Source organism: Flexivirga aerilata (assembly GCF_013002715.1).
Classification (GTDB): Bacteria; Actinomycetota; Actinomycetes; order Actinomycetales; family Dermatophilaceae; genus Flexivirga; species Flexivirga aerilata.
The window spans coordinates 833,403-852,557 of the sequence record NZ_JABENB010000001.1 but is presented as its reverse complement, the minus strand read 5'-3'; the positions used below and the strand labels follow the sequence as shown (position 1 = coordinate 852,557).

Annotated in this window: 19 protein-coding genes; 11 read left to right on the top strand and 8 right to left on the bottom strand. The window is 69.5% G+C overall.

Annotation, left to right across the window (positions count from 1 at the left end):
• Nucleotides 1–8 precede the first annotated feature (8 nt).
• From HJ588_RS04020 to HJ588_RS03995, 6 genes are all read left to right on the top strand, one after another.
• Nucleotides 9–1,751: a hypothetical protein gene (locus HJ588_RS04020; RefSeq protein WP_171152156.1), complete on the top strand. Its 1,743-nt coding sequence runs from the start codon at nucleotides 9–11 to the stop codon at nucleotides 1,749–1,751.
• Nucleotides 1,748–2,311: an RNA polymerase sigma factor SigM gene (gene sigM / locus HJ588_RS04015; protein ID WP_171152155.1), complete on the top strand. Its 564-nt coding sequence runs from the start codon at nucleotides 1,748–1,750 to the stop codon at nucleotides 2,309–2,311. The genes HJ588_RS04020 and sigM overlap by 4 nt, the downstream gene beginning before the upstream one ends.
• Nucleotides 2,312–2,470: 159 nt before the next feature.
• The gene (locus HJ588_RS04010) at nucleotides 2,471–3,196 is read left to right on the top strand and encodes a hypothetical protein (protein ID WP_171152153.1); all 726 of its coding nucleotides are present in this window, start codon (nucleotides 2,471–2,473) and stop codon (nucleotides 3,194–3,196) included.
• A gap of 94 nt (nucleotides 3,197–3,290) precedes the next feature.
• Complete coding sequence (trxB, locus tag HJ588_RS04005; RefSeq protein ID WP_171152151.1) at nucleotides 3,291–4,316, top strand: thioredoxin-disulfide reductase; 1,026 nt, start codon at nucleotides 3,291–3,293, stop codon at nucleotides 4,314–4,316.
• 64 nt (nucleotides 4,317–4,380) lie between these two features.
• The gene (gene trxA, locus HJ588_RS04000) at nucleotides 4,381–4,710 is read left to right on the top strand and encodes a thioredoxin (protein WP_171152148.1); all 330 of its coding nucleotides are present in this window, start codon (nucleotides 4,381–4,383) and stop codon (nucleotides 4,708–4,710) included.
• Nucleotides 4,711–4,834: 124 nt separating this feature from the next.
• Complete coding sequence (locus tag HJ588_RS03995) at nucleotides 4,835–5,461, top strand: superoxide dismutase (RefSeq protein ID WP_171152146.1); 627 nt, start codon at nucleotides 4,835–4,837, stop codon at nucleotides 5,459–5,461.
• A gap of 129 nt (nucleotides 5,462–5,590) precedes the next feature.
• Here HJ588_RS03995 and HJ588_RS03990 read toward each other — a convergent pair whose 3' ends face one another.
• The 8 genes from HJ588_RS03990 to rpmH form a co-directional block, all read right to left on the bottom strand.
• Nucleotides 5,591–6,847: a ParB/RepB/Spo0J family partition protein gene (locus tag HJ588_RS03990; RefSeq protein ID WP_171152144.1), complete on the bottom strand. Its 1,257-nt coding sequence runs from the start codon at nucleotides 6,845–6,847 to the stop codon at nucleotides 5,591–5,593.
• Between the two features lie 19 nt (nucleotides 6,848–6,866).
• Entirely contained in the window at nucleotides 6,867–8,036 is a 1,170-nt protein-coding gene (locus tag HJ588_RS03985) for a ParA family protein (RefSeq protein WP_171155348.1), read from the bottom strand.
• 105 nt (nucleotides 8,037–8,141) lie between these two features.
• Entirely contained in the window at nucleotides 8,142–8,876 is a 735-nt protein-coding gene (gene rsmG, locus HJ588_RS03980; protein ID WP_171152143.1) for a 16S rRNA (guanine(527)-N(7))-methyltransferase RsmG, read from the bottom strand.
• A 10-nt stretch (nucleotides 8,877–8,886) separates the two neighbouring features.
• The gene (locus HJ588_RS03975; RefSeq protein WP_171152141.1) at nucleotides 8,887–9,420 is read right to left on the bottom strand and encodes a Jag family protein; all 534 of its coding nucleotides are present in this window, start codon (nucleotides 9,418–9,420) and stop codon (nucleotides 8,887–8,889) included.
• 91 nt (nucleotides 9,421–9,511) lie between these two features.
• Nucleotides 9,512–10,534, bottom strand: a complete 1,023-nt coding sequence (yidC, locus tag HJ588_RS03970; RefSeq protein ID WP_246241750.1) for a membrane protein insertase YidC — start codon at nucleotides 10,532–10,534, stop codon at nucleotides 9,512–9,514.
• A 70-nt stretch (nucleotides 10,535–10,604) separates the two neighbouring features.
• Nucleotides 10,605–10,883, bottom strand: coding sequence for a membrane protein insertion efficiency factor YidD (yidD, locus tag HJ588_RS03965; RefSeq protein WP_171152139.1), 279 nt, complete (start codon nucleotides 10,881–10,883; stop codon nucleotides 10,605–10,607).
• On the bottom strand, nucleotides 10,880–11,236 hold the full coding sequence (gene rnpA, locus HJ588_RS03960; RefSeq protein WP_171152136.1) for a ribonuclease P protein component: 357 nt from the start codon (nucleotides 11,234–11,236) through the stop codon (nucleotides 10,880–10,882). The genes yidD and rnpA overlap by 4 nt, the downstream gene beginning before the upstream one ends.
• Before the next feature lie 29 nt (nucleotides 11,237–11,265).
• On the bottom strand, nucleotides 11,266–11,403 hold the full coding sequence (gene rpmH, locus HJ588_RS03955) for a 50S ribosomal protein L34 (protein WP_171152134.1): 138 nt from the start codon (nucleotides 11,401–11,403) through the stop codon (nucleotides 11,266–11,268).
• Nucleotides 11,404–11,906: 503 nt separating this feature from the next.
• Here rpmH and dnaA point away from each other — a divergent pair.
• The 5 genes from dnaA to HJ588_RS03930 all read left to right on the top strand — a co-directional run bounded on the left by dnaA (nucleotide 11,907) and on the right by HJ588_RS03930 (nucleotide 19,153).
• The gene (dnaA, locus tag HJ588_RS03950) at nucleotides 11,907–13,358 is read left to right on the top strand and encodes a chromosomal replication initiator protein DnaA (RefSeq protein ID WP_343036586.1); all 1,452 of its coding nucleotides are present in this window, start codon (nucleotides 11,907–11,909) and stop codon (nucleotides 13,356–13,358) included.
• Nucleotides 13,359–14,048: 690 nt separating this feature from the next.
• Nucleotides 14,049–15,179, top strand: a complete 1,131-nt coding sequence (gene dnaN / locus HJ588_RS03945; RefSeq protein ID WP_171152130.1) for a DNA polymerase III subunit beta — start codon at nucleotides 14,049–14,051, stop codon at nucleotides 15,177–15,179.
• A 7-nt stretch (nucleotides 15,180–15,186) separates the two neighbouring features.
• Nucleotides 15,187–16,428, top strand: a complete 1,242-nt coding sequence (locus HJ588_RS03940) for a cation:proton antiporter (protein WP_171152128.1) — start codon at nucleotides 15,187–15,189, stop codon at nucleotides 16,426–16,428.
• A 66-nt stretch (nucleotides 16,429–16,494) separates the two neighbouring features.
• Nucleotides 16,495–17,424, top strand: coding sequence for a phosphogluconate dehydrogenase (NAD(+)-dependent, decarboxylating) (gene gnd / locus HJ588_RS03935; RefSeq protein WP_343036687.1), 930 nt, complete (start codon nucleotides 16,495–16,497; stop codon nucleotides 17,422–17,424).
• Between the two features lie 430 nt (nucleotides 17,425–17,854).
• Complete coding sequence (locus HJ588_RS03930; protein WP_171152125.1) at nucleotides 17,855–19,153, top strand: DUF3422 family protein; 1,299 nt, start codon at nucleotides 17,855–17,857, stop codon at nucleotides 19,151–19,153.
• Nucleotides 19,154–19,155 lie beyond the last annotated feature (2 nt).

Here is a 19,155-nt window from a genome sequence, read left to right as displayed (position 1 = left end):
GCTGGGGAGTGCAGGGCATCGGCGAAGACACCGTGCTGGCGGACCGCTACACGCTGACGCGGATGCTCGCGCAACGCGACGACCAGGAGTTGTGGATCGCCTTCGACTCCACCCTCGACCGCGAAGTCACCGCAACCGTGTTCCGGGCGACCTCGGCACACGCCGACGCCGCGCTCGACAGCGCCCGCCGCGCGGCCGGCGTCGAGGACCACCACCTGCCGCGCGTGCTCGACGTGGGGGTGCAGGACGGCACCGCATACGTCATCACCGAGGCGCTGCACGGCGCGGAGTCGATGGCGTCACTGCTGCAGTTCGACCGCCTCCCCGCCGAGGAGGTACGCCGGCTCATCGGCGAAGCGGCAAGCGGGCTCGGTGCCGCCGCCGCGCGCGGCCTGCACCACCTGCGCCTCACCCCGCACGACATCGTGCGCTCACCCGACGGCGCGGTCTCCGTGCTCGGCCTGCCCACCGACGCCGCGCTCGCCGGCACCGACGATGTCTCCTCGGACGAGGCGTCCCGCATCGACACCGTCGCCCTCGTCGAGATCGCGTATGCCGGACTCACCTCCCGCTGGCCCGGCGACGAGCCGGTGCCCGGCCTCCTCGACGCCGAACGCCGCGCCGACGGCGAACTACCCGCCCCGAGCGAACTCGCCCCCGGCGTCCCCGGCGACCTCGACACGCTCTGCCGCACCACGCTCGGCGCCGACGAGGGACCACGCACTCCCGGCGAACTCGCCCGGCAGCTCGCACCCTGGTCCTCCGAGCGCGTCTCCGACAGCGGCCGCCGCCCGTCCCGTCCGGCATCCGCCGGCCCCGCGGCAGCACTGCAGTCGGTGCCCGGCGGCGCCCCCTCTGCCACCCGTATGCCGGGCCGACCCGCTCTCGCGAAAGCCCCCGACGATCGCGAAAACACCGACGCCGCAACGGATTCGCGGGCCACGGCACCGGTGCCCCAGGCGGACCACGACGCCGACGAGACGGCCCAGATCTCCCGGTCGGTCCTCGACGCGGCGCGCGAGCGCACCGCCCGGCCGCCGGCCGCGCACGACGACGACTACGACCCGTCGTTCACCGAACTCGAACCGCCGGTCCCCGGACTGACCGGGCGCTTCGAGCCCGACCGCAGCAGCAGCAAGCTCGCGCTCCTGCTCGTGGCGCTGCTGGTCCTGGTCGCAGTCGTGTTCGCCTTCATCGGCCTGCGCGGCATCGGCGGCGGTAGCGACAAGGCCGCAGCAGGGGCGACCTCGCAGTCGGCGTCGCCATCAGCGTCCGCCTCCGCCTCCCGATCGGCCAGCCCGAGCAGCTCGCCATCCCCCTCGGCCACGCCGATCGACATCACCTACGTCGGCTACTACGGCACCGGCAGCTCCGAGAACCCGCAGATGATGCGCAACGTCATCGACGGCGACCCCTCGACCTACTGGCAGAGCTTCCGCTACGGCTCGGCCGCCCTCGGCGGAGTCAAGAGCGGCACCGGCCTGCTGCTCAATCTCGGCTCCAGCCAGAAGGTCGGCAGCATCAAGATCACCACCACCGGTGGGCCGTCGACGATCAACTTCTACGTCACCGACGAGGTCGGCCCGGTGAGCACCAAGCAGCCGGCCGCGACGCTGACCGGCTCCGGCACCCAGACCGCTACCCTGAACGACGCCACCGGCAAATACATCACGGTGTGGGTGACCCAGCTGAGCCAGCAGGACACCGGCGAATACCGCGAGCGAATCAACGAGATCCAGGTGCTGTCGTGACCGACCCCGCCGAGCGCAACGACCGCGAGCTGCTCGCGGCTCACTGCGCCGGTGACCCTGACGCGTTCGGGGAGCTCTTCCGGCGGCACAAGGACCGGATGTGGGCGGTGGCGCTGCGCACCACGCGCGACCCCGAGCTCGCAGCGGATGCCGTGCAGGACGGCTTCATCTCGGCCTTCCGGCGGGCCGACTCCTTCCGCGGCGACGCACAGGTGACGACCTGGCTGCACCGGATCATCGTCAACGCCTGCCTGGACCGGCTGCGCCGGATCAAGCCGACCTCCGAGCTGCCCGAGTACGACCTAGCCGACCGGCACGACGTGCACGGCAGCACCGTCGTACGCCTCGACGTCCAGGAAGCCCTCGGCAAGATCCCCGAGGGCCAGCGACTCGCCCTCACCCTCGTCGACATGCAGGGCCTGCCCGTCTCCGAGGCCGCCCAGGTGCTCGGTGTCGCCGAGGGCACGATCAAGTCCCGGTGCGCCCGCGGCCGCGCCGCGCTCGCCGAACTCCTGCGCGACAAGCACGGCGACGGCTACGCGCCGGCCGTCGAGGACTGAGTTTTCGGTGACCGCCGCAACCCATGGAACCTCGGTGCGCCCCGGGTCGTCCTACCCACGACTGATGTTGGACCCCCTGACACCGGATCGCCGCACGGCGATGCGGAACCCACGCCTGGCATTTGTCGTCCCACTTCCTGACTCGATCGGAGGAATGCCGTGACGACACCGCCGCCTGAGGACTTCGACCAAGACCCGACCGGCATGCGCGACCTGCTGCGCTCCCTGCCCGACCCCGGGCCGATGCCGCCTGCCGTCACCGACCGGATCTCCGCCGCGCTCGCCCGCGAGCAACAGGCCCGCGCCGGCGACGACCACACCAACGTGACGCCGCTCGCCCGCCCCACCTCGTCGGGTATGACGGGAGCCCCCCGCACGCGGGGCTCACGCCGTCCGATGCAGGTCGTCGGCGGCCTGGTCGCCGCAGCCGCCGTCGCCGCCGTCGCGGTGGTCGGCATCGACTCTCTGCGCGACGACAAGGCGCCGACCTCGGCGGTGCCGTCCGCGGGCGCCACCACCTCGCTCAGCACCACCCAGCTCGCCGGGAAGGTGCACGTCACCTCCACCGGCACCGACTACACCGGCGCCTCGTTCAACGCCCAGGCGGCCGGTCTGGCATCGAGCTCCGCGTCCGGCACGCCCGACCCGGCGAAGGTCACCCAGCTGGGGTCGCTCGCCACGCCCGACGGCATCGCCGCCTGCGCGCGGTCGATCGGCGGCTCGCTGCTCGACGACCCCGACGACGTCAAGGTCGACCTGGCGAGCTTCGAGGGCAAGACGGCCGTCATCGTCGTCGTCCGCAAGGGCGCCACCGAGACCGCGTTCGCCGTCTCGACCACCTGCAGCAAGGACACCGCGCCCTACGCCGCCCCGCGCACCGTCTGAGAGAGCGCCGTCTGACACCAAACCCGCCTGAGGCGGGCCGCGCGAGCCGCCGCTCGCCCACGGAACATCTGCCGCCTACGATCTGTTGTGCTGCATGAGGCCCGAGGAGCGGGCCCTATCGGTCGACCTCGAAGGACATTCTGTGAGCGAGCCTCGCAACCTGATCATCATCGGCTCCGGCCCGGCCGGTTACACCGCGGCCGTGTATGCCGCGCGAGCCAACCTGCACCCCTTGGTCTTCGAGGGTTCGGTCACCGCGGGTGGTGCCCTGATGAACACCACCGAGGTGGAGAACTACCCCGGTTTCGCCGACGGCATCATGGGCCCCGAGCTGATGATGCAGATGCGGGAGCAGGCCGAGCGGTTCGGCGCCGACCTGGTCCGCGACGACGTCACCGAGGTTGAGCTGGACGGCCCGATCAAGAAGGTCACCGACGGCGAAGGCAACGTGCACGAGGCCCGCGCGGTCATCCTCGCGATGGGCTCGGCCTACCGCGAGCTCGGCCTGGAGGACGAGAAGCGCCTCTCCGGGCACGGCGTCTCCTGGTGCGCCACCTGCGACGGCGCGTTCTTCCGCGACCAGGACATCATCGTCGTCGGCGGCGGCGACTCCGCGATCGAGGAGGCGACCTTCCTCACCCGCTTCGCCCGCAACGTCACGCTGGTGCACCGCCGCGACGAGCTGCGCGCCTCCAAGATCATGGCCGACCGCGCCCTTGCCAACGACAAGATCGACTTCGCCTGGAACAGCGAGATCGCCGGCATCCAGGGTGACCCGAAGGTCTCCTCGGTGACGCTGCGCGACACCCGCACCGGCGACACCCGCGAGCAGGACACCTCCGCGGTGTTCGTCGCGATCGGGCACATCCCGCGCAGCGAGCTTGTCGTGGGTCAGGTGAAGACTGACGCCGAGGGCTACGTGCTGACCGGTGACGGCACCACCGCGACCAACGTCGAAGGCGTCTTCGCGTGCGGCGACCTGGTCGACCACACCTACCGGCAGGCGATCACCGCTGCCGGCACCGGGTGCGCGGCCGCTCTCGACGCCGAACGCTTCCTGGCCAGCCAGGAAGCCGCCGGCCGCCCGGCCGTCGACGCTGCACAAACTGTCGACGCCTGATCGTCAATTCCAAGAGATACCAACGCAATTCAGCGCCCAAAAGTATGACGAAAGGACTCCAGTCATGAGCGCAAACACCACCGACACCTCCGACGCGACCTTCGAGGCCGACGTTCTCAAGAGCGACAAGCCGGTGCTGGTCGACTTCTGGGCTCCGTGGTGCGGTCCGTGCAAGGCGATCGCCCCGATCATCGACGAGATCGCGGCCGCCAACGCCGACAAGCTGAAGGTCGTCAAGCTCAACACCGACGACAACCCGCAGACCTCCGCCAAGTACGGCATCACCGGCATCCCGACGCTCAACGTCTACTCCGGCGGCGAGGTCGTCAAGACCATCGTCGGCGTGATGCCGAAGCCGAAGCTGGTCAAGGAGCTGGAGCCGTTCATCGGCTGACCCTGTCGCTTCATCGGACGCCCCGTCATACCAACTCGGTATGGCGGGGCGCCTATTTCGTTTCCCCACAACCGAATTCGGCCGCCTGCTTTATATGCGACGTAGTCGCATATAGGCTGACGGCATGGCTGACTACACGCTCCCGGACCTTCCGTACGACTACGCCGCGCTCGAGCCGCACATCAGCGGCGCGATCATGGAGTTGCACCACGACAAGCACCACCAGGCCTACGTCACCGGCGCCAACACCGCCGTCGAACAGCTCGCGGATGCGCGCGACAAGAGCTCGTTCGGTGCGATCGGCACGCTGGAGAAGAACCTGGCCTTCCACCTCGGCGGACACGTGAACCACAGCGTGTTCTGGCCGAACATGTCCCCGGACGGCGGGGACAAGCCCACCGGCGAGCTCGCCGCCGCGATCGACGAATACTTCGGCTCGTTCGATGCCTTCCGGGCGCAGTTCGAGGCGAACGCGCTGGCGATCCAGGGCTCCGGCTGGTCCGTGCTCGGCTGGGACTCGATCGGTGGCCGGCCGTTCATCTTCCAGTTCTACGACCACCAGGGCAACCTGCCGACCGGCATCGCGCCGCTGCTGATGCTCGACATGTGGGAGCACAGCTACTACCTGGACTACAAGAACGACAAGGCGTCGTTCGTCACGGCGTGGTGGAACATCGCCAACTGGGCCGACGTCCAGGAGCGGTTCGACCGTGCGCGGCAGCAGACGCGCGGGCTGATCCTGCCCGCCTGAGCCGCTGCCAACACTGAAGCCCGGCGTGTTTCACGGGAAACACGCCGGGCTTCGGCGTTAGTTCTTCGGGGGCGTTGCCCGGTCGCTCTTCTCGGCCGGCAGCTCGGTCGCGTCGGTCACTCGCGTCGGTCAGTCACGCTGAACGCCGAGCTGGTCCATGATGCGGTTGAGGTCGTCGACCCCGGCGAACTCCACCGTCACCTTGCCTCGGTGCTTGCCCATCGCGATCTTCACGCGGGTGTCCAGCCGATCCGAGAGCGACGCCGCCCAGTCGTCCAGCTGCGGGTGCGCCGCGGCCGAGCCGGCGCGACGGCGCGACACCTTCTCCTTGTCACCGCCGAGCGCGACGATCTCCTCGGTGCTGCGCACCGACAGGCCCTCGGCGACGATGCGCTGAGCGAGTCGCTCCATGGCGGCGGCGTCGGGCAGACCGAGCAGGGCCCGCGCGTGACCCGCCGACAGCACACCCGCGGCGACCCGCCGCTGCACCAGCGCAGGCAGCTTCAGCAGCCGCATGGTGTTGGTGATCTGCGGCCGCGACCGCCCGATGCGGCCGGCGAGCTCGTCGTGAGTGCAGGAGAAATCGTCGAGCAACTGCTGGTATGCCGCGGCTTCCTCCAACGGGTTCAGTTGCGCCCGGTGCAGGTTCTCCAGGAGCGCGTCACGCAGCATGTCGTCGTCGTTGGTGCTGCGCACGATCGCGGGGATCGTCTGCTTCCCGGCCTCGCGGCTGGCGCGCAGCCGGCGCTCGCCCATGATCAGCTCGTAGGCAACCCCGGCCTCGGCGGCGGCGTCGGCGTCGAGCGGCCGGACGACGATCGGCTGGAGGACGCCGATCGTGGAGATGCTGTGCACCAGCTCGGCAAGCTCGTCCTCGTCGAAGACGGTGCGTGGCTGCCGCGGGTTCGGGCGGATCTCGGTGACGTCCAGCTCGGCGAACGCGGCCCCCGGCACCGCGCGCAGGCCCGAGCCCTCGTCGGGGTCGGCGGCGTCACCGGGCGCGGCCTGACCGTCGAACTTCTCGTCCGCCGTCTTGCCGGTTGCATCGCCTGTCGCGGCGCCGACACTGCCCGTCGGGGAGGGGTCCGCGGCGTGCGTTGTGTCCGTGCCATCCGCAGAGCTGCTGGTGGCACCGGCAGTCGTCGTAGCCGCAGATCCGTCAGTCTCGGCCGGCGTCTGCCCAGCTCGAGCGGTCGCCGGTTCCGACGTCCCGGCATCGGAGGGCGTGTTTCCCGTGAAACCGTCCGGCTCCGGTTGCGACGCGTCCGGTTTGCGGCTGCCGTCGGGGAAGAACACGTCCGAGGGGCGTGCCGCGCCGTCGGGAGGAGGAGCGGTCGGGATCAGTGCGCCCAGTCCGCGTCCCAGTCCCCGCCGTTTGTCACTCATCAGTGGTCATGCCTTTCGTCTACGGCCGGCCGGCGGGGCTGCCGGACTGTGCATCCTCGATCTTAGGCACTCTGCTCGCCAGTTCTTTCGCCGCCTCGAGGTAGGACAGCGCACCGCTGGACGATGGGTCGTAGGTGAGCACGGTCTGGCCGTGACTCGGTGCCTCGGAGATGCGCACCGACCGCGGCACGGAGGTCTTCAGCACCTGGTCCGGGAAATGGGTGCGCACTTCATCAGCCACCTGCGCGGACAGGCGCGTCCGGGCGTCATACATGGTCATCAGGATGGTGGAGACGTGCAGCACCGGGTTGAGATGTGCCTTGATCAGCTCGATGTTGTTGAGCAGCTGGCTGAGCCCTTCCAGTGCGTAGTACTCGCACTGGATCGGGATGAAGACCTCGGTGGCGGCCACGAATGCGTTGACCGTGAGCAGCCCGAGGCTCGGCGGGCAGTCGACGAGGATGTAGTCGAAGACGCCGGGTGCGCCCGGGGTCTGCTGGTAGTGATCGATGGCGCGCTTTAGGCGGGATTCGCGGGCAACCAGCGAGACGAGTTCGATCTCGGCGCCGGCCAGGTCGATGGTCGCCGGCGCACACCAGAGGCCCGGCACGTCCGGGCACTCCTGCAGCACCGTGGCCAGCTCGTCGCCTTCGACCACGACGTCGTAGATGCTCGGCACCTCGGCGTGATGGTCGATGCCGAGGGCGGTGCTGGCATTGCCCTGCGGGTCGATGTCGATCACCAGCACCCGCAAACCAGACTGGGCGAGCGCGGCGGCGACATTGACGGTGGTCGTGGTCTTGCCGACACCGCCCTTCTGGTTGGCGACGGTCAGCACCCGAGGCTGCTGCGGCGGTCGCACCTCGGTCTGCTGCACCCGGTCGCGGCGCTGCGCCTCGGCGAGCAGTGCCGCCGCGAGTGGCGCGCTGTCGGGCGGACCATCCTGACCCGGGGCCGGATCCGCCGGATCCCCATGGGGCTCGACAGCATCCACTGTTTCCCGTGAAACCTCAGCCGACGGTTCACTCGCGCCGGCTGTTTCCCGCGACACGTCGTCTGAGGACTCGCCGTCGGCCGCTGTTTCCCGTGAAACATCGTGGTCGACCGCACCGGCCTCATCCGCCGGCACCGGCGCCAACGGCCCGATCGTCACCGTCGGTTCCCGGGTGGCCGCGTTACGCCAACCCACCGGCTCGGGCGAGGCCTGTTGCTGCTGGGCGGGCCACCCAGTGGGCTGCGAAGTGCTGGTCACGGGTTGTCGTTTCCTTCTTCGTTCGGATGGGCGGGAGCGCGATCAGGGCCGGGCCTTGCCGCGCGCTCGCTGTGCCTTCGCCTTCGACTTCGCGCCGCTGCGACCGCGGACCCGTCGCGGGGTGCCGACCTGCAACCTGGCCACGGTAGTCGGTTCGGCCAGCAGGCCGACACCGCACTCCACCACGTCGATCCGGTCGACGCCGACCGCACGCAGCACGGTCATGCTCTGCTCGATCTCCTCGCCGACCGAGGCGCCCTTCATCGGCAGCCAGACCCCGCCCGGTCGCAGCAGCGGCACCGACCACTTGGCGAGGTTATCGAGTGCGGACACCGCGCGCGACGTCACCACGTCCGACGGCGGGAGCTTGTCCCACAATTCTTCCGCGCGGCCGCGCGCCACGGTGACGTTGGGGAGTTCGAGCTCCTCGATGACCTCGGTCAGCCAGGTGACCCGGCGCAGCAGCGGCTCGACCAGCGTCACCTCCAGGTCCGGGCGACGGATGGCGACGACCAGGCCGGGGAGCCCCGCGCCGCTACCGACATCGGTCACGGTCGCCGACGACTCGAGGAGTTCGGTGAGCACCGCGCAGTTGAGGATGTGCCGGTCCCACAGGCGCGGCGTCTCGCGCGGGCCGATCAAGCCTCGCACCACCCCTGAATCCGCGAGTAGTTCGGCATACCGCACCGCGACGGGCAGACGGTCACCGAAGATCTCGGCGGCAACAGCCGGCGACGCGGGTGGTGGTTCCGGCGCCGCCGCGGGCTCCGGTTTCACGTGAAACGCCTCAGCCGACCGGCAGGACGACGACGTAGCGGCGCGGTTCGGCGCCCTCGGACTCCGAGGTCAGGCCACCGGCGAGAACGGCGTCGTGCACGACCTTCCGCTCGAACGCGCTCATCGGCTCGAGTTCGACCCGCTCGCCGGTCTCCTTGACCGACGCCACGGCTTCCTCGGCCTGCATGACCAGCGCGGCGCGCCGCTCGGCGCGGAAGCCGGCGATGTCCAGCATGAGCCGGGTGCGCACACCGGTCTCGGCCTGTACGGCGAGCCGGGTCAACTCCTGGAGGGCGTCGAGCACCTTGCCGTCGGTGCCGACCAGGCGGCGCGGGACGCGACCCTCGTCGGAGTCGACGATCGACACCGACGCGCGGTCACCGTCGACGTCGACGTCGATGTCGCCGTCCAGGTCGGCGATGTCGAGCAGCGTCTCCAGGAAGTCGGCGGCGATCTCGCCCTCGCGGTCCAGATCGACGGCCGGCGCCTCGGCGATGTCCGTCGTCGTGTCCTCGCCGGTCGGCTCGGTGGTCACGTCAGTCATTCACTTCTCCAGTTGCATCAGGGTGGATCAGAAGTCTCCCGGCGACGGTGCAGGCCGTCGTGCCCGCCCATCCGCCGGTGTCGCGCGAGCGCTAGCGCTTGCGCTTCTTGTTGTTGCGCTTGGGCTGCACCCGCTGGCCGCCCGCCTTGCCCGCGGTGCCGCCGTCGGCGGTCACCAGGCCGGGCGAGCCCGCGGGCGTCTTGGCCTTGCTGAGGTCGACTGCGTCGCTCTTGGCGCCGTTCTTGGCATCACCCGTGGCGTCGTCGGTGGCGTTGTCGTCCTTGTGCAGGCCCGGGATGCTGAGCTTGGTGATCGGCTTGCCCTTGGCGGCGCGGCGCGCCTCGAGCGCCTTCTCGGCCTCGGAGCCGGGCGCCGGCATGCGGCGGATCGTGTAGAACTGCTGGCCCATCGTCCACAGGTTGGTGGTGACCCAGTAGAGCAGCACACCGATCGGGAAGTTCACACCGGAAATCGCGAAGAAGACCGGCATGATGTACATGATGTACTTCTGCTGCTTCGCCAGCGGGTTGTCCAGCGCCGAGGCGGGCATGTTCTTGCGCATCAGCTGGTGCTGAGTGGTGAACACCGTGACCGACATGATGATGATCAGCACGACGGTGAGCACGCGGACCGCGCCGATCGGCGAGTCGCCCGGGTGCATGAAGGACGACGACAGCTGCGCGCCGAAGAGCGTCGACTTCTCGGCCTGACTGGCCAGATCCTGCGTCATCCAGCCGATCGCGTCGTGCTTGCCCGAGCCGATGTCCTTCAGCCGGTTGAGCACCCGGAAGAGCGCGAAGAAGAACGGGGACTGCAACAGGATCGGCATACACGACGAGAACGGGTTGGTGCCCGTGCGCCGGTAGAGCTCCATCGTCTCCTCAGACATCTTCTGACGAGACTCGGCGTCCTTCTTGCCCTTGTACTTCTGCTGGATCTTCTGGATCTCCGGCTGGATCAGCTGCATCCGCCGGGAGGACTTGATCTGCTTGAAGAAGAGCGGGATGAGCAGGATGCGGAGGACGATCACCAGTCCGACGATGGACAGCGCCCAGGTCCAGCCGCCGTCGGACGGCATGCCGATGGCGGTGAAGACCTTGTGGAACCCCACCATGACGAATGCGACGAACCATTCGAGTGGGTAGAGGATCGTGTCGAAGAAGTCGAAGATGGCGCTGTCCTTCTCAGTTGAGCGGGGCCGGCGTGTGCGTGCCGGCGGAGCCCGCGGGGGCCTTAGGCGGAACGTGATCGACGCCGCCAGGGTTCCAGGGGTGGCACCGGGCCAAGCGGCGTATGGCGAGCCAGCTGCCCTTCAGCGGGCCGAAGCGGGTGAGGGCGGTGATCGCGTAGGCCGAGCAACTCGGGGTGAACCGGCAGGTCTGCGGCAGTAGCGGTGACAACACCAACTGGTAGGCGCGCACCAGCAGGATCAGCGGCAGCGCGAAAAGCCCGCCGGCAGTCATCGGCGCCGTCCGGCGGTGCGCACCGCCTGCGCGAGCAGGCGGTCGAGTTCGGCACCGAGCAGGGCCGACGACTGCCCGGCCGCGGCGGGATTGGCCCGGACGACGACGTCGGTGCCCGCGGGCAGCGCGGCGAGGCGGGTGGCCATGAGGTGCCGCAGGATCCGCTTGGTGCGGTTACGCAACACCGCGTTGCCGACGGCCTTGGAGACCACGAAACCGGCGCGGCTGGTGCTCGATCCGCTCCCCGAAACCGTCACCACCAGCAGCTTGCTGGCGGCCCGGCCGGAACGACGACTGCGCAACACCGCGGAAAAATCCGCGCTGTCGCGCAGTCGGTGGTCGACCGGCAGCATGCTCGAAGCCGCAGCGTGGCCGGTGGCCCTCAGGCCGAGAGCTTGGCGCGGCCCTTGGCGCGACGGGCCGACAGGATGCTGCGGCCGGCGCGGGTCCGCATACGCAGACGGAAGCCGTGCGTCTTGGCGCGGCGGCGGGTGTTCGGCTGGAAGGTGCGCTTGCTCACTGGTCGTCTCCGTCGAAACTTCTCCGGGCACATCGCCCGGTGGTGCAGGGTCATGGGTCCTCGCCGCCCGCCGGACTCGAGTCGACTCGACTCGACCGGATTTTCGACCGGTCAGCGGCTGCGCCAGGGCAGGCGGAAGCAAGGAAGTTCCGATCCACGATACGGGCGGCGGCGTGGCAGGGTCAAACTGAGCGCGCCGCTCCGGCCGACGACCGGCCGACGCTCGGACGCCGGTACCGAATCGACGATTCAAGAGTCACATCCGGCACCACCGCCACTCGACACGCCGGGCCGGCACGAATTTCCTCACGCCTCGGCTTGCCGACGGCGGCGGGAAGTTGTTAGCGTCGCATCTTCCGCGCCGGGCCGCTGCCCCGGCGACTTCTTTGGCCTCCCTCTATACACAGGCTGTGGATAACTCTGTGGACGAACGGCTTAGCATGTCTCTTCGGAGCGACCCTCCACCGCACGACCCACCGCCTGCAGCAGGAGGACCAAGCCCCGTGAGCGACTCCGAGATCGACCTGGCCCACGTCTGGCACGGAGCATTGCTCGCGATCGAGGATTCCGGCATACCCGCGCGGGACCGCGCCTATCTGCGCCTCACCCGGCTGGTCGGCCTGGTCGGCGACACCGCGCTGCTCGCCGTGCCGTTCGACCACACCAAGGTGTTCGTCGAGACCACCTTGAACGAGCCGGTGTGCCGTGCCCTCGGCCACGGCCTCGGCAAGGACGTGCGCCTCGCGGTCACCGTCGACGAGAGCCTGCGCCCGCCCGAGGACGAACCGGCCGAACCGGCCCGCCCGGCACCGACGGCGCCGGCCCCCGACGACGCGGGCGACGATCTCTTCGCCGCGTCGCAGACGCCCCGGCCGCGCCCGGCCGAGCAGACCGCGCCCGCATCGGTGGTCAACCTGCAGGACGCCCGGCTCAACCCGAAGTACACCTTCGACACGTTCGTCATCGGCGCCGGCAACCGCTTCGCGTGTGCCGCCGCCCAGGCGGTCGCCGAGACGCCGGCCCGCTCCTACAACCCGCTCTTCGTGTATGGCGACAGCGGTCTCGGCAAGACCCACCTGCTGCACGCGATCGGCAATTACGTGCGCAACTACTACCCGCACATGCGGGTCCGCTACGTGAACTCCGAGGAGTTCACCAACGACTTCATCAACTCCATCCGCGACGACAACGCGCTGAGTTTCCAGAAGCGCTACCGCGACAACGTCGACGTGCTGTTGATCGACGACGTGCAGTTCCTGCAGGGCAAGGACGGCACGCAGGAGGAGTTCTTCCACACCTTCAACGCGCTGCACAACAGCGACAAGCAGATCGTGCTGACCTCCGACCAGCCGCCGAAGATGCTCTCCGGACTCGAGGACCGCATGCGGTCCCGGTTCGAGTGGGGGCTGACGACCGACGTGAAGCCGCCGGACCTCGAGACCCGCATCGCGATCCTGCGCAAGAAGTCGATCGCCGACTCGATGCAGACCCCGGACGAGGTGCTGAGCCTCATCGCCAGCAAGGTGCCGAGCAACATCCGCGAGCTCGAGGGAGCGCTGATCCGGGTGACGGCATACGCCTCGGTGTCCAACCAGCGGGTGACCGAGGAGCTTGCCGCGCACGTGCTGAAGGACCTGGTGCCGAGCGCGAGCGCCGGCCAGATCACCGTGGCGACGATCATGAGCCAGACCGCCAAGTACTTCGACCTGTCGGTCGAGGAGCTGTGCGGGTCGTCCCGCTCGCGCACGCTCGTCAACGCCCGCCAGATCGCGATGTACCTGTGCCGCGAACTCACCGACCTGTCGCTGCCCAAGATCGGTCAGCAGTTCGGCGGACGCGACCACACGACGGTCATGCACGCCGAGCGCAAGATCAAGCAGCTGATGGGCGAACGGGCCAACCTCTACGAGCAGATCAGCGAGCTCACCACCCAGATCCGCCGGGCGACCACCTGACCCCGGGGCGGCTGCCGGCACGTCCTTCACAAGCCCTCGCGCGCGATCCGTCGCCGCGGGGGTTTGTCGTTTCCACAGCGTCCCCCACAGAAATCTGTGGACAACTGCTGTGGCGGATGTGACGGATGACGTCGTCCACAGGTGCCCGCCGGACCCCGTACCATCCGCGGCAGCGCGCCGGATCCGCCGCGTTCACGAGTCGTTCACCGACGGTGCCGCGCCTGCGGAGGCCCCGCGTTGTCCCCAGCCTGTGGATAACCCTGTGTGCAACGTGCGTTCGATGAGCCCGCGTCACGCACACCCGTCCGGTCGGTCCTCCACACGCCGGTTGTGGTTTCGCCGCCCGCACCTGTGCATTCCGCGGTATGACGCAGGCCGCGACGGTGCACGACCTGGGGACGGCCGCGGCACGTCCCCAACCCCGCCAGGTTGTCCACAGCGCAACCCACCGGCTGTGCACAACCCTCTTCGGCTCGAACCCGGCGCCCGACGGGGTTATCCACAGAATCCACAGGTGCTACTACTCCTACCAACCAAGAAAACGATGCGTTTCGCGCATTGCCCACTGCCGTCCCGCTCGCCTATTGCCGACTCGGGGCATTAGGGTCGTCCTGCCGTCACCCCGCGCCGTCGCGCGAGACGGCCGGCTCGTCATACCGCGAAGCCCCCAGCTACAAGGATGGTTTGCACGTGAAGCTCGTCGTCGATCGCGATGTCCTGGCCGAGGCCGTCACCTGGGCGGTGCGCGGCCTGTCCAACCGGCCGCCGGTGCCGGTGCTGGCCGGTGTGCTGCTCGACGCGAACGACGAGGGACTGACCCTCAGCGCCTTCGACTACGAGGTGTCGGCCAAGGTCACCGTCGACGCGCAGGTCGACGAGCCCGGTCAGGTGCTGGTGCTCGGCCGGTTGCTCGCCGAGATCTCCCGGTCGCTGCCGAACAAGCCGGTCACCGTCAACGCCGACGGCCACAAGGTCGAGGTCACGTGTGGTTCGAGCCGGTTCTCGCTGCAGCAGATGCCGACCGCCGACTATCCGACGCTGCCGACCGCCCCCGAACCCACCGGCTCCATCGCCGGTGACGTCTTCACCCAGGCCGTCTCGCAGGTGGCAATCGCCGCCGACAAGAGCGACACCCTGCCGATCCTCACCGGCGTCCGGATGCAGATCGAGGGCGACAAGCTGAGCCTGCTCGCCACCGACCGCTACCGGCTCGCCCTGCGCGAACTCACCTGGAACCCCACCGCGTCCGACGCCTCCCAGGTCGCGCTGATCCCGGCGCGCACGCTGTCCGACACCGCCAAGGCACTCGGCGCCTCGGGCGCGGTGCAGATCGCGCTCGGCTCGGCCGCCGGCGGTGAGGGCCTCGTCGGTTTCGAGGCCGGTCAGCGTCGTACGACGACCCGGTTGCTGGACGGCGAATATCCGAAGGTCACCTCGATCTTCCCGACCAGCGTCGACAGCGTGTCGGTGATCGAGACCGCGGCGCTCACCGAGGCGGTCAAGCGCGTCTCGCTCGTCGCCGAGCGCAACACCCCCGTCCGGTTGCGCTTCTCCGAGGGCCAGGTCGCGATCGAGGCCGGCCAGGGCGACGATGCGCAGGCGTCGGAAGCGGTCGAGGCGACGCTCACCGGCCCGGAGCTGGAGATCGCGTTCAACCCGCAGTTCCTGCTCGACGGGCTGGGCGCGCTCGGCACGTCCTACGCCCGCATGTCGTTCACCCAGCCGTCCCGGCCGGCGGTGCTCTCCGGGCAGGCCGAGGCCGACGGCGATGCCGACGAGTCCTACCGCTACGTGCTGATGCCGGTGCGGTTCGCCAGCTAGCGCCGGTATGACGGCCACCCTGCTCGTCGTCGCGAGCGTCTTCGTCCTGTGGTCGTTGATCGACCGGTGGCTGCTGCGGTCCTGGATCACCGCGCCGGTCTTCTTCGCGCTGGCCGGTGCGGTGGCGTTGTTGGTGACGCCGGCATACGGCCTCACCGACGATCTCAACACCGAGATCGCCGAGAAGGCGGCCGAATACGTCCTGTCGCTGGTGCTCTTCGTCGACGCGCTCGAGGTGCGCGACGGGCTGCTCGGGCGGCGCTCGCGGCCGGCCACCCGGCTGCTGCTGATCGGCCTGCCGCTCACCATCCTCGCCGGCGTCGTCGTCGGGGTCGGGCTCTTCCCGGACCTGCAACTGGCCGCCGTGCTGGTCATCGTCTGCGCGGTCAGCCCGACGGACATGGCGCCCGCGACCGACATGATGCGCGACGAGCGGGTGCCACACCGGCTGCGCGGCATCCTCAACCTGGAGAGCGGCTACAACGACGGCATCGTCGCGCCGATCTTCGCCTTCGGGATGGCGTGGATCGCCACCGGCGGGAGCGAGGAGTCGGCCGGGGCCGCGCTCGGTGACGCCATACCCGCGTCGGTGAAGGCGGTGCTCGGCGGGATCGTCATCGGCGTGCTCGCCGGTTACCTGCTGCGCGGCGCCGACGCCCGCGGCCTGACCACCGATCGGGCCGAGCGCATCGGCATCGTCGCGGTGCCGATCCTCGCCTACACCGCCACCGTGCTGATCCACGGCAACGGCTTCGTGGCCGCCTTCGTCTGCGGCATCGCGTTCCGCCTCGCCCGCGGCCCGGACGCCACCCATCACCGGGCGCAGTTGCTGGAGGACGTGGCCACCACGGCCGGTAACTTCCTGTGGTTCGTGCTCGGCGGGGTGGCGGTCGTGGTGGGCTTCGCCCTCCTGGAATGGCGCAGCGTGCTCTTCGCGCTGCTGATGCTCACCGTGGTCCGGGTCGTGCCGGTGCTCATCGCGCTGTGGCGCACCGACGTCACGCTGCCCGAGCGCGTGCTCGCCGGGCTGCTCGGGCCGCGGGGCATCGCCACGATCGTCTTCGGGCTGCTCGCGTTCAACGGGATGTCCGGCGAGGAGGCGTCGGTCGCGCTGCAGCTGACCGTGGCGACCGTCGTGCTGAGCCTGCTGCTGCACGGGCCCGGCAGCCTGCTCGCGGCGTTGCTGTTCGACCGCTACCGCAGGCGCCGCCGGCCCGGCATACCGGAGCAGGAGCCGGCGACCGAATGATTTGCCCGGCCCGGGCAGCGCAGGTCCGGGCAGCGCGAGTAGCGTCAGGGCGACGAACTTTTGGGCATCAAGGAAAGGCGCGGCATGCAACTCGGATTGATCGGCCTGGGCAAGATGGGCGGCAACATGCGTGACCGCCTGAAGGCCGCGGGCATCGACGTGATCGGCTATGACACCAACCCGGAGATTTCCGACGTCAAGGACCTCAAGGAGCTCGTCGGCAAGCTCGAGGCCCCCCGCAACGTGTGGGTGATGGTGCCGGCCGGCAAGGTCACCCAGTCGGTGATCGACGAACTCGGCGGCCTGCTCGACAAGGGCGACCTGGTGATCGACGGCGGCAACAGCAAGTTCACCGACGACGCCAAGCACGAGAAGGAGCTCGCCGAGAAGGGCATCGGCTTCGTCGACTGCGGCGTCTCCGGCGGCGTCTGGGGCAAGGAGAACGGCTACGCGCTCATGGTCGGCGGCTCGCCCGAGAACGTCGAGCGCCTGATGCCGGTCTTCGACGCGCTCCGCCCCGAGGGCCCGCGCGACGAGAGCTTCGTGCACGCCGGCGACGTCGGCGCCGGTCACTACGTCAAGATGGTCCACAACGGCATCGAGTACGGGATGATGCAGGCGTATGCCGAGGGCTACGAGCTCCTCGAGGCCAAGGAGATCGTCAAGGACGTCCCCGCCGCGTTCAAGGCCTGGACCCGCGGCACCGTGGTGCGGTCCTGGCTGCAGGAGCTCACCGCGGCCGCGCTCGCCAAGGACGGCAACCTCAGCGGCATCGAAGGCTTCGTCAACGACTCCGGCGAGGGCCGCTGGACGGTGCAGGAGGGCGTCGAGTACGGCGTCCCGATGCCGGTCATCTCCGGCTCGCTCTACCAGCGCTTCTTCTCCCGCCAGGGCACCGACTCCCCCGCGATGAAGGCCGTCGCCGCCATGCGCAACGAGTTCGGCGGCCACGCGGTCACCAAGAAGGGCGAGAAGGGCATCGTCACCGACCACTGAGCTGAATCTTCTGTGGCATTCCTCGCAACGGTGGGCGGGGCCGAGATCGGACTTCGTCCTCCATCGGCGCCGCCCACCGTTGGTTGTCATCGCCACGGAGCCTTCTGCTCCGACTCCTCGCAGGTCACGCAGGGACCCGGCTCACTACGTTCGCTCGAGTCCCTGCGTGACCTGGTCGTCGTCGCAGCGGTCCTCTGTGGCATTCCTCGCGCCGCCCACCGTTGGTTGTCATCACCACGCCTTCTGCTCCGACTCCTCGCAGGTCGTCTCCGCGCCGCCCCTCACCGAGAGGCACACTCCCGCATCGAGAGGCACACGAGAGCGGCCCGCTTTCGTGTACCTCTCGATGCCGTTGTGGGCCGCTCGATGTGTGGTGATCGGGTCGGCGGCTTGAGCCGCCGGGGGACGTGATCGTCGCTAGGGTTTCGCCGTGACTACCGAGGTCGAACACCCGCTGCGGCGGCCACTGCTCGATGAGCTCCACGCCCGGGCGGCGCCGCGCTTCAGCGCGCCGGCGCGGGTGGTGCACCTGGCCCTGAAGGACCCCGGCGACTCCGTCGCGCGCGACCGTGCCGAGGACCGGCGGATGCTGTCGGAGCTCGCCGGCGAGCCGGTGCCGGACCGGCGCAGCTTCGAGTTCGAGCGGCGCGGCTACACCATCGACTGGGAGAACCACACCGAGTACGCCGGGTACACCGCGCTGCTGCGCAACAACCGGTCCGCGCCGTTCTCGGCCGACCCGGCCGCGCTCTTCCCGCCCGAATGGGAGGCGTCAGGCAACGCCCGGCGCATCGCCGCGGTCGTCATCGAGGTGCTGCCTATGCCGGCCGACGACGCGCAGCTCGTCGCGCAACTCGAGCAGTGGCTCGATCCGCGTCGCACCATCGTCATGCGGGTGCTCGACGGCGGCGCGGTCATTGCCGGCGACTTCCGCCGCGACGAGTACGGGTACACCCGTTTCGTCGTCTTCGTCTCCCCCGAGACCGGCCCCGGCCGCACCGGTTACACCGTCCAGCGGCTGCTCGACCTCGAGACCTACCGGGCGCTGGCGATGATCGGCTTCCTCAGCTCCCGGGAGCTGACCTCGCGGCTCAACCAGCTCGACCCGAAACTGCGCACCCTCGTCGAGCACGTCGACTCCGAGGAGCGCAACGCCGAGGAGGTGCTGCACGAATTGCTCACTCTCACCGGCGAATTGGAAGCCCTCGCGATGCAGAACGACTTCCGCCTCGGTGCCACCCAGGCGTATGCCGCCATCGTCGAGAGCAGGCTGGACGCCCTCGGCGACGAGCGCTTCCGCGGCCGGCAGACGCTGCGCGACTTCCTCGCCCGGCGCTACGAACCCTCGATCCGGACCGCCTTCGCCGGCGAGGCGCGGCTGGACCGGATGCTGAGCCGCGCGAGCCGCGCCGGCGACCTGCTGCGCACCCGCGTCGACGTCTCCCGCACCGCCCAGAACCAGGAGCTGCTGCGATCGCTCGACGAACGCGGCGAGATGCAGCTGCAACTGCAGACGACGGTCGAGGGCCTGTCGGTCATCGCGATCAGCTACTACGCGATCGCGCTGCTCTCCTATGTCCTCGCGCCGTTCGCCGAGGAGCACGGGCTGAACAAGGCCTGGGTGCTCGCCTGTTGCGTGCCGGTCGTGATCGCCCTCACCTGGTGCGGCATGCGGATGATCCGGGGACGCATCCATCGCCGGATGACCCACCCCCACGACAGCCGGTGAGC

What these genes read in the sequence shown, in the direction of transcription:
- yidC (WP_246241750.1), bottom strand. Translation starts at nt 10,534, where the DNA reads ATGGTGGGGTTCCACAAGGTCTTCACCGCCATCGGCATGCCGTCCGAC.
- HJ588_RS03940 (WP_171152128.1), top strand. Translation starts at nt 15,187, where the DNA reads ATGACGGCCACCCTGCTCGTCGTCGCGAGCGTCTTCGTCCTGTGGTCG.
- trxA (WP_171152148.1), top strand. Translation starts at nt 4,381, where the DNA reads ATGAGCGCAAACACCACCGACACCTCCGACGCGACCTTCGAGGCCGAC.
- HJ588_RS03975 (WP_171152141.1), bottom strand. Translation starts at nt 9,420, where the DNA reads ATGACTGACGTGACCACCGAGCCGACCGGCGAGGACACGACGACGGAC.
- HJ588_RS03990 (WP_171152144.1), bottom strand. Translation starts at nt 6,847, where the DNA reads ATGAGTGACAAACGGCGGGGACTGGGACGCGGACTGGGCGCACTGATC.
- yidD (WP_171152139.1), bottom strand. Translation starts at nt 10,883, where the DNA reads ATGACTGCCGGCGGGCTTTTCGCGCTGCCGCTGATCCTGCTGGTGCGC.
- trxB (WP_171152151.1), top strand. Translation starts at nt 3,291, where the DNA reads ATGAGGCCCGAGGAGCGGGCCCTATCGGTCGACCTCGAAGGACATTCT.
- rnpA (WP_171152136.1), bottom strand. Translation starts at nt 11,236, where the DNA reads ATGCTGCCGGTCGACCACCGACTGCGCGACAGCGCGGATTTTTCCGCG.
- HJ588_RS03995 (WP_171152146.1), top strand. Translation starts at nt 4,835, where the DNA reads ATGGCTGACTACACGCTCCCGGACCTTCCGTACGACTACGCCGCGCTC.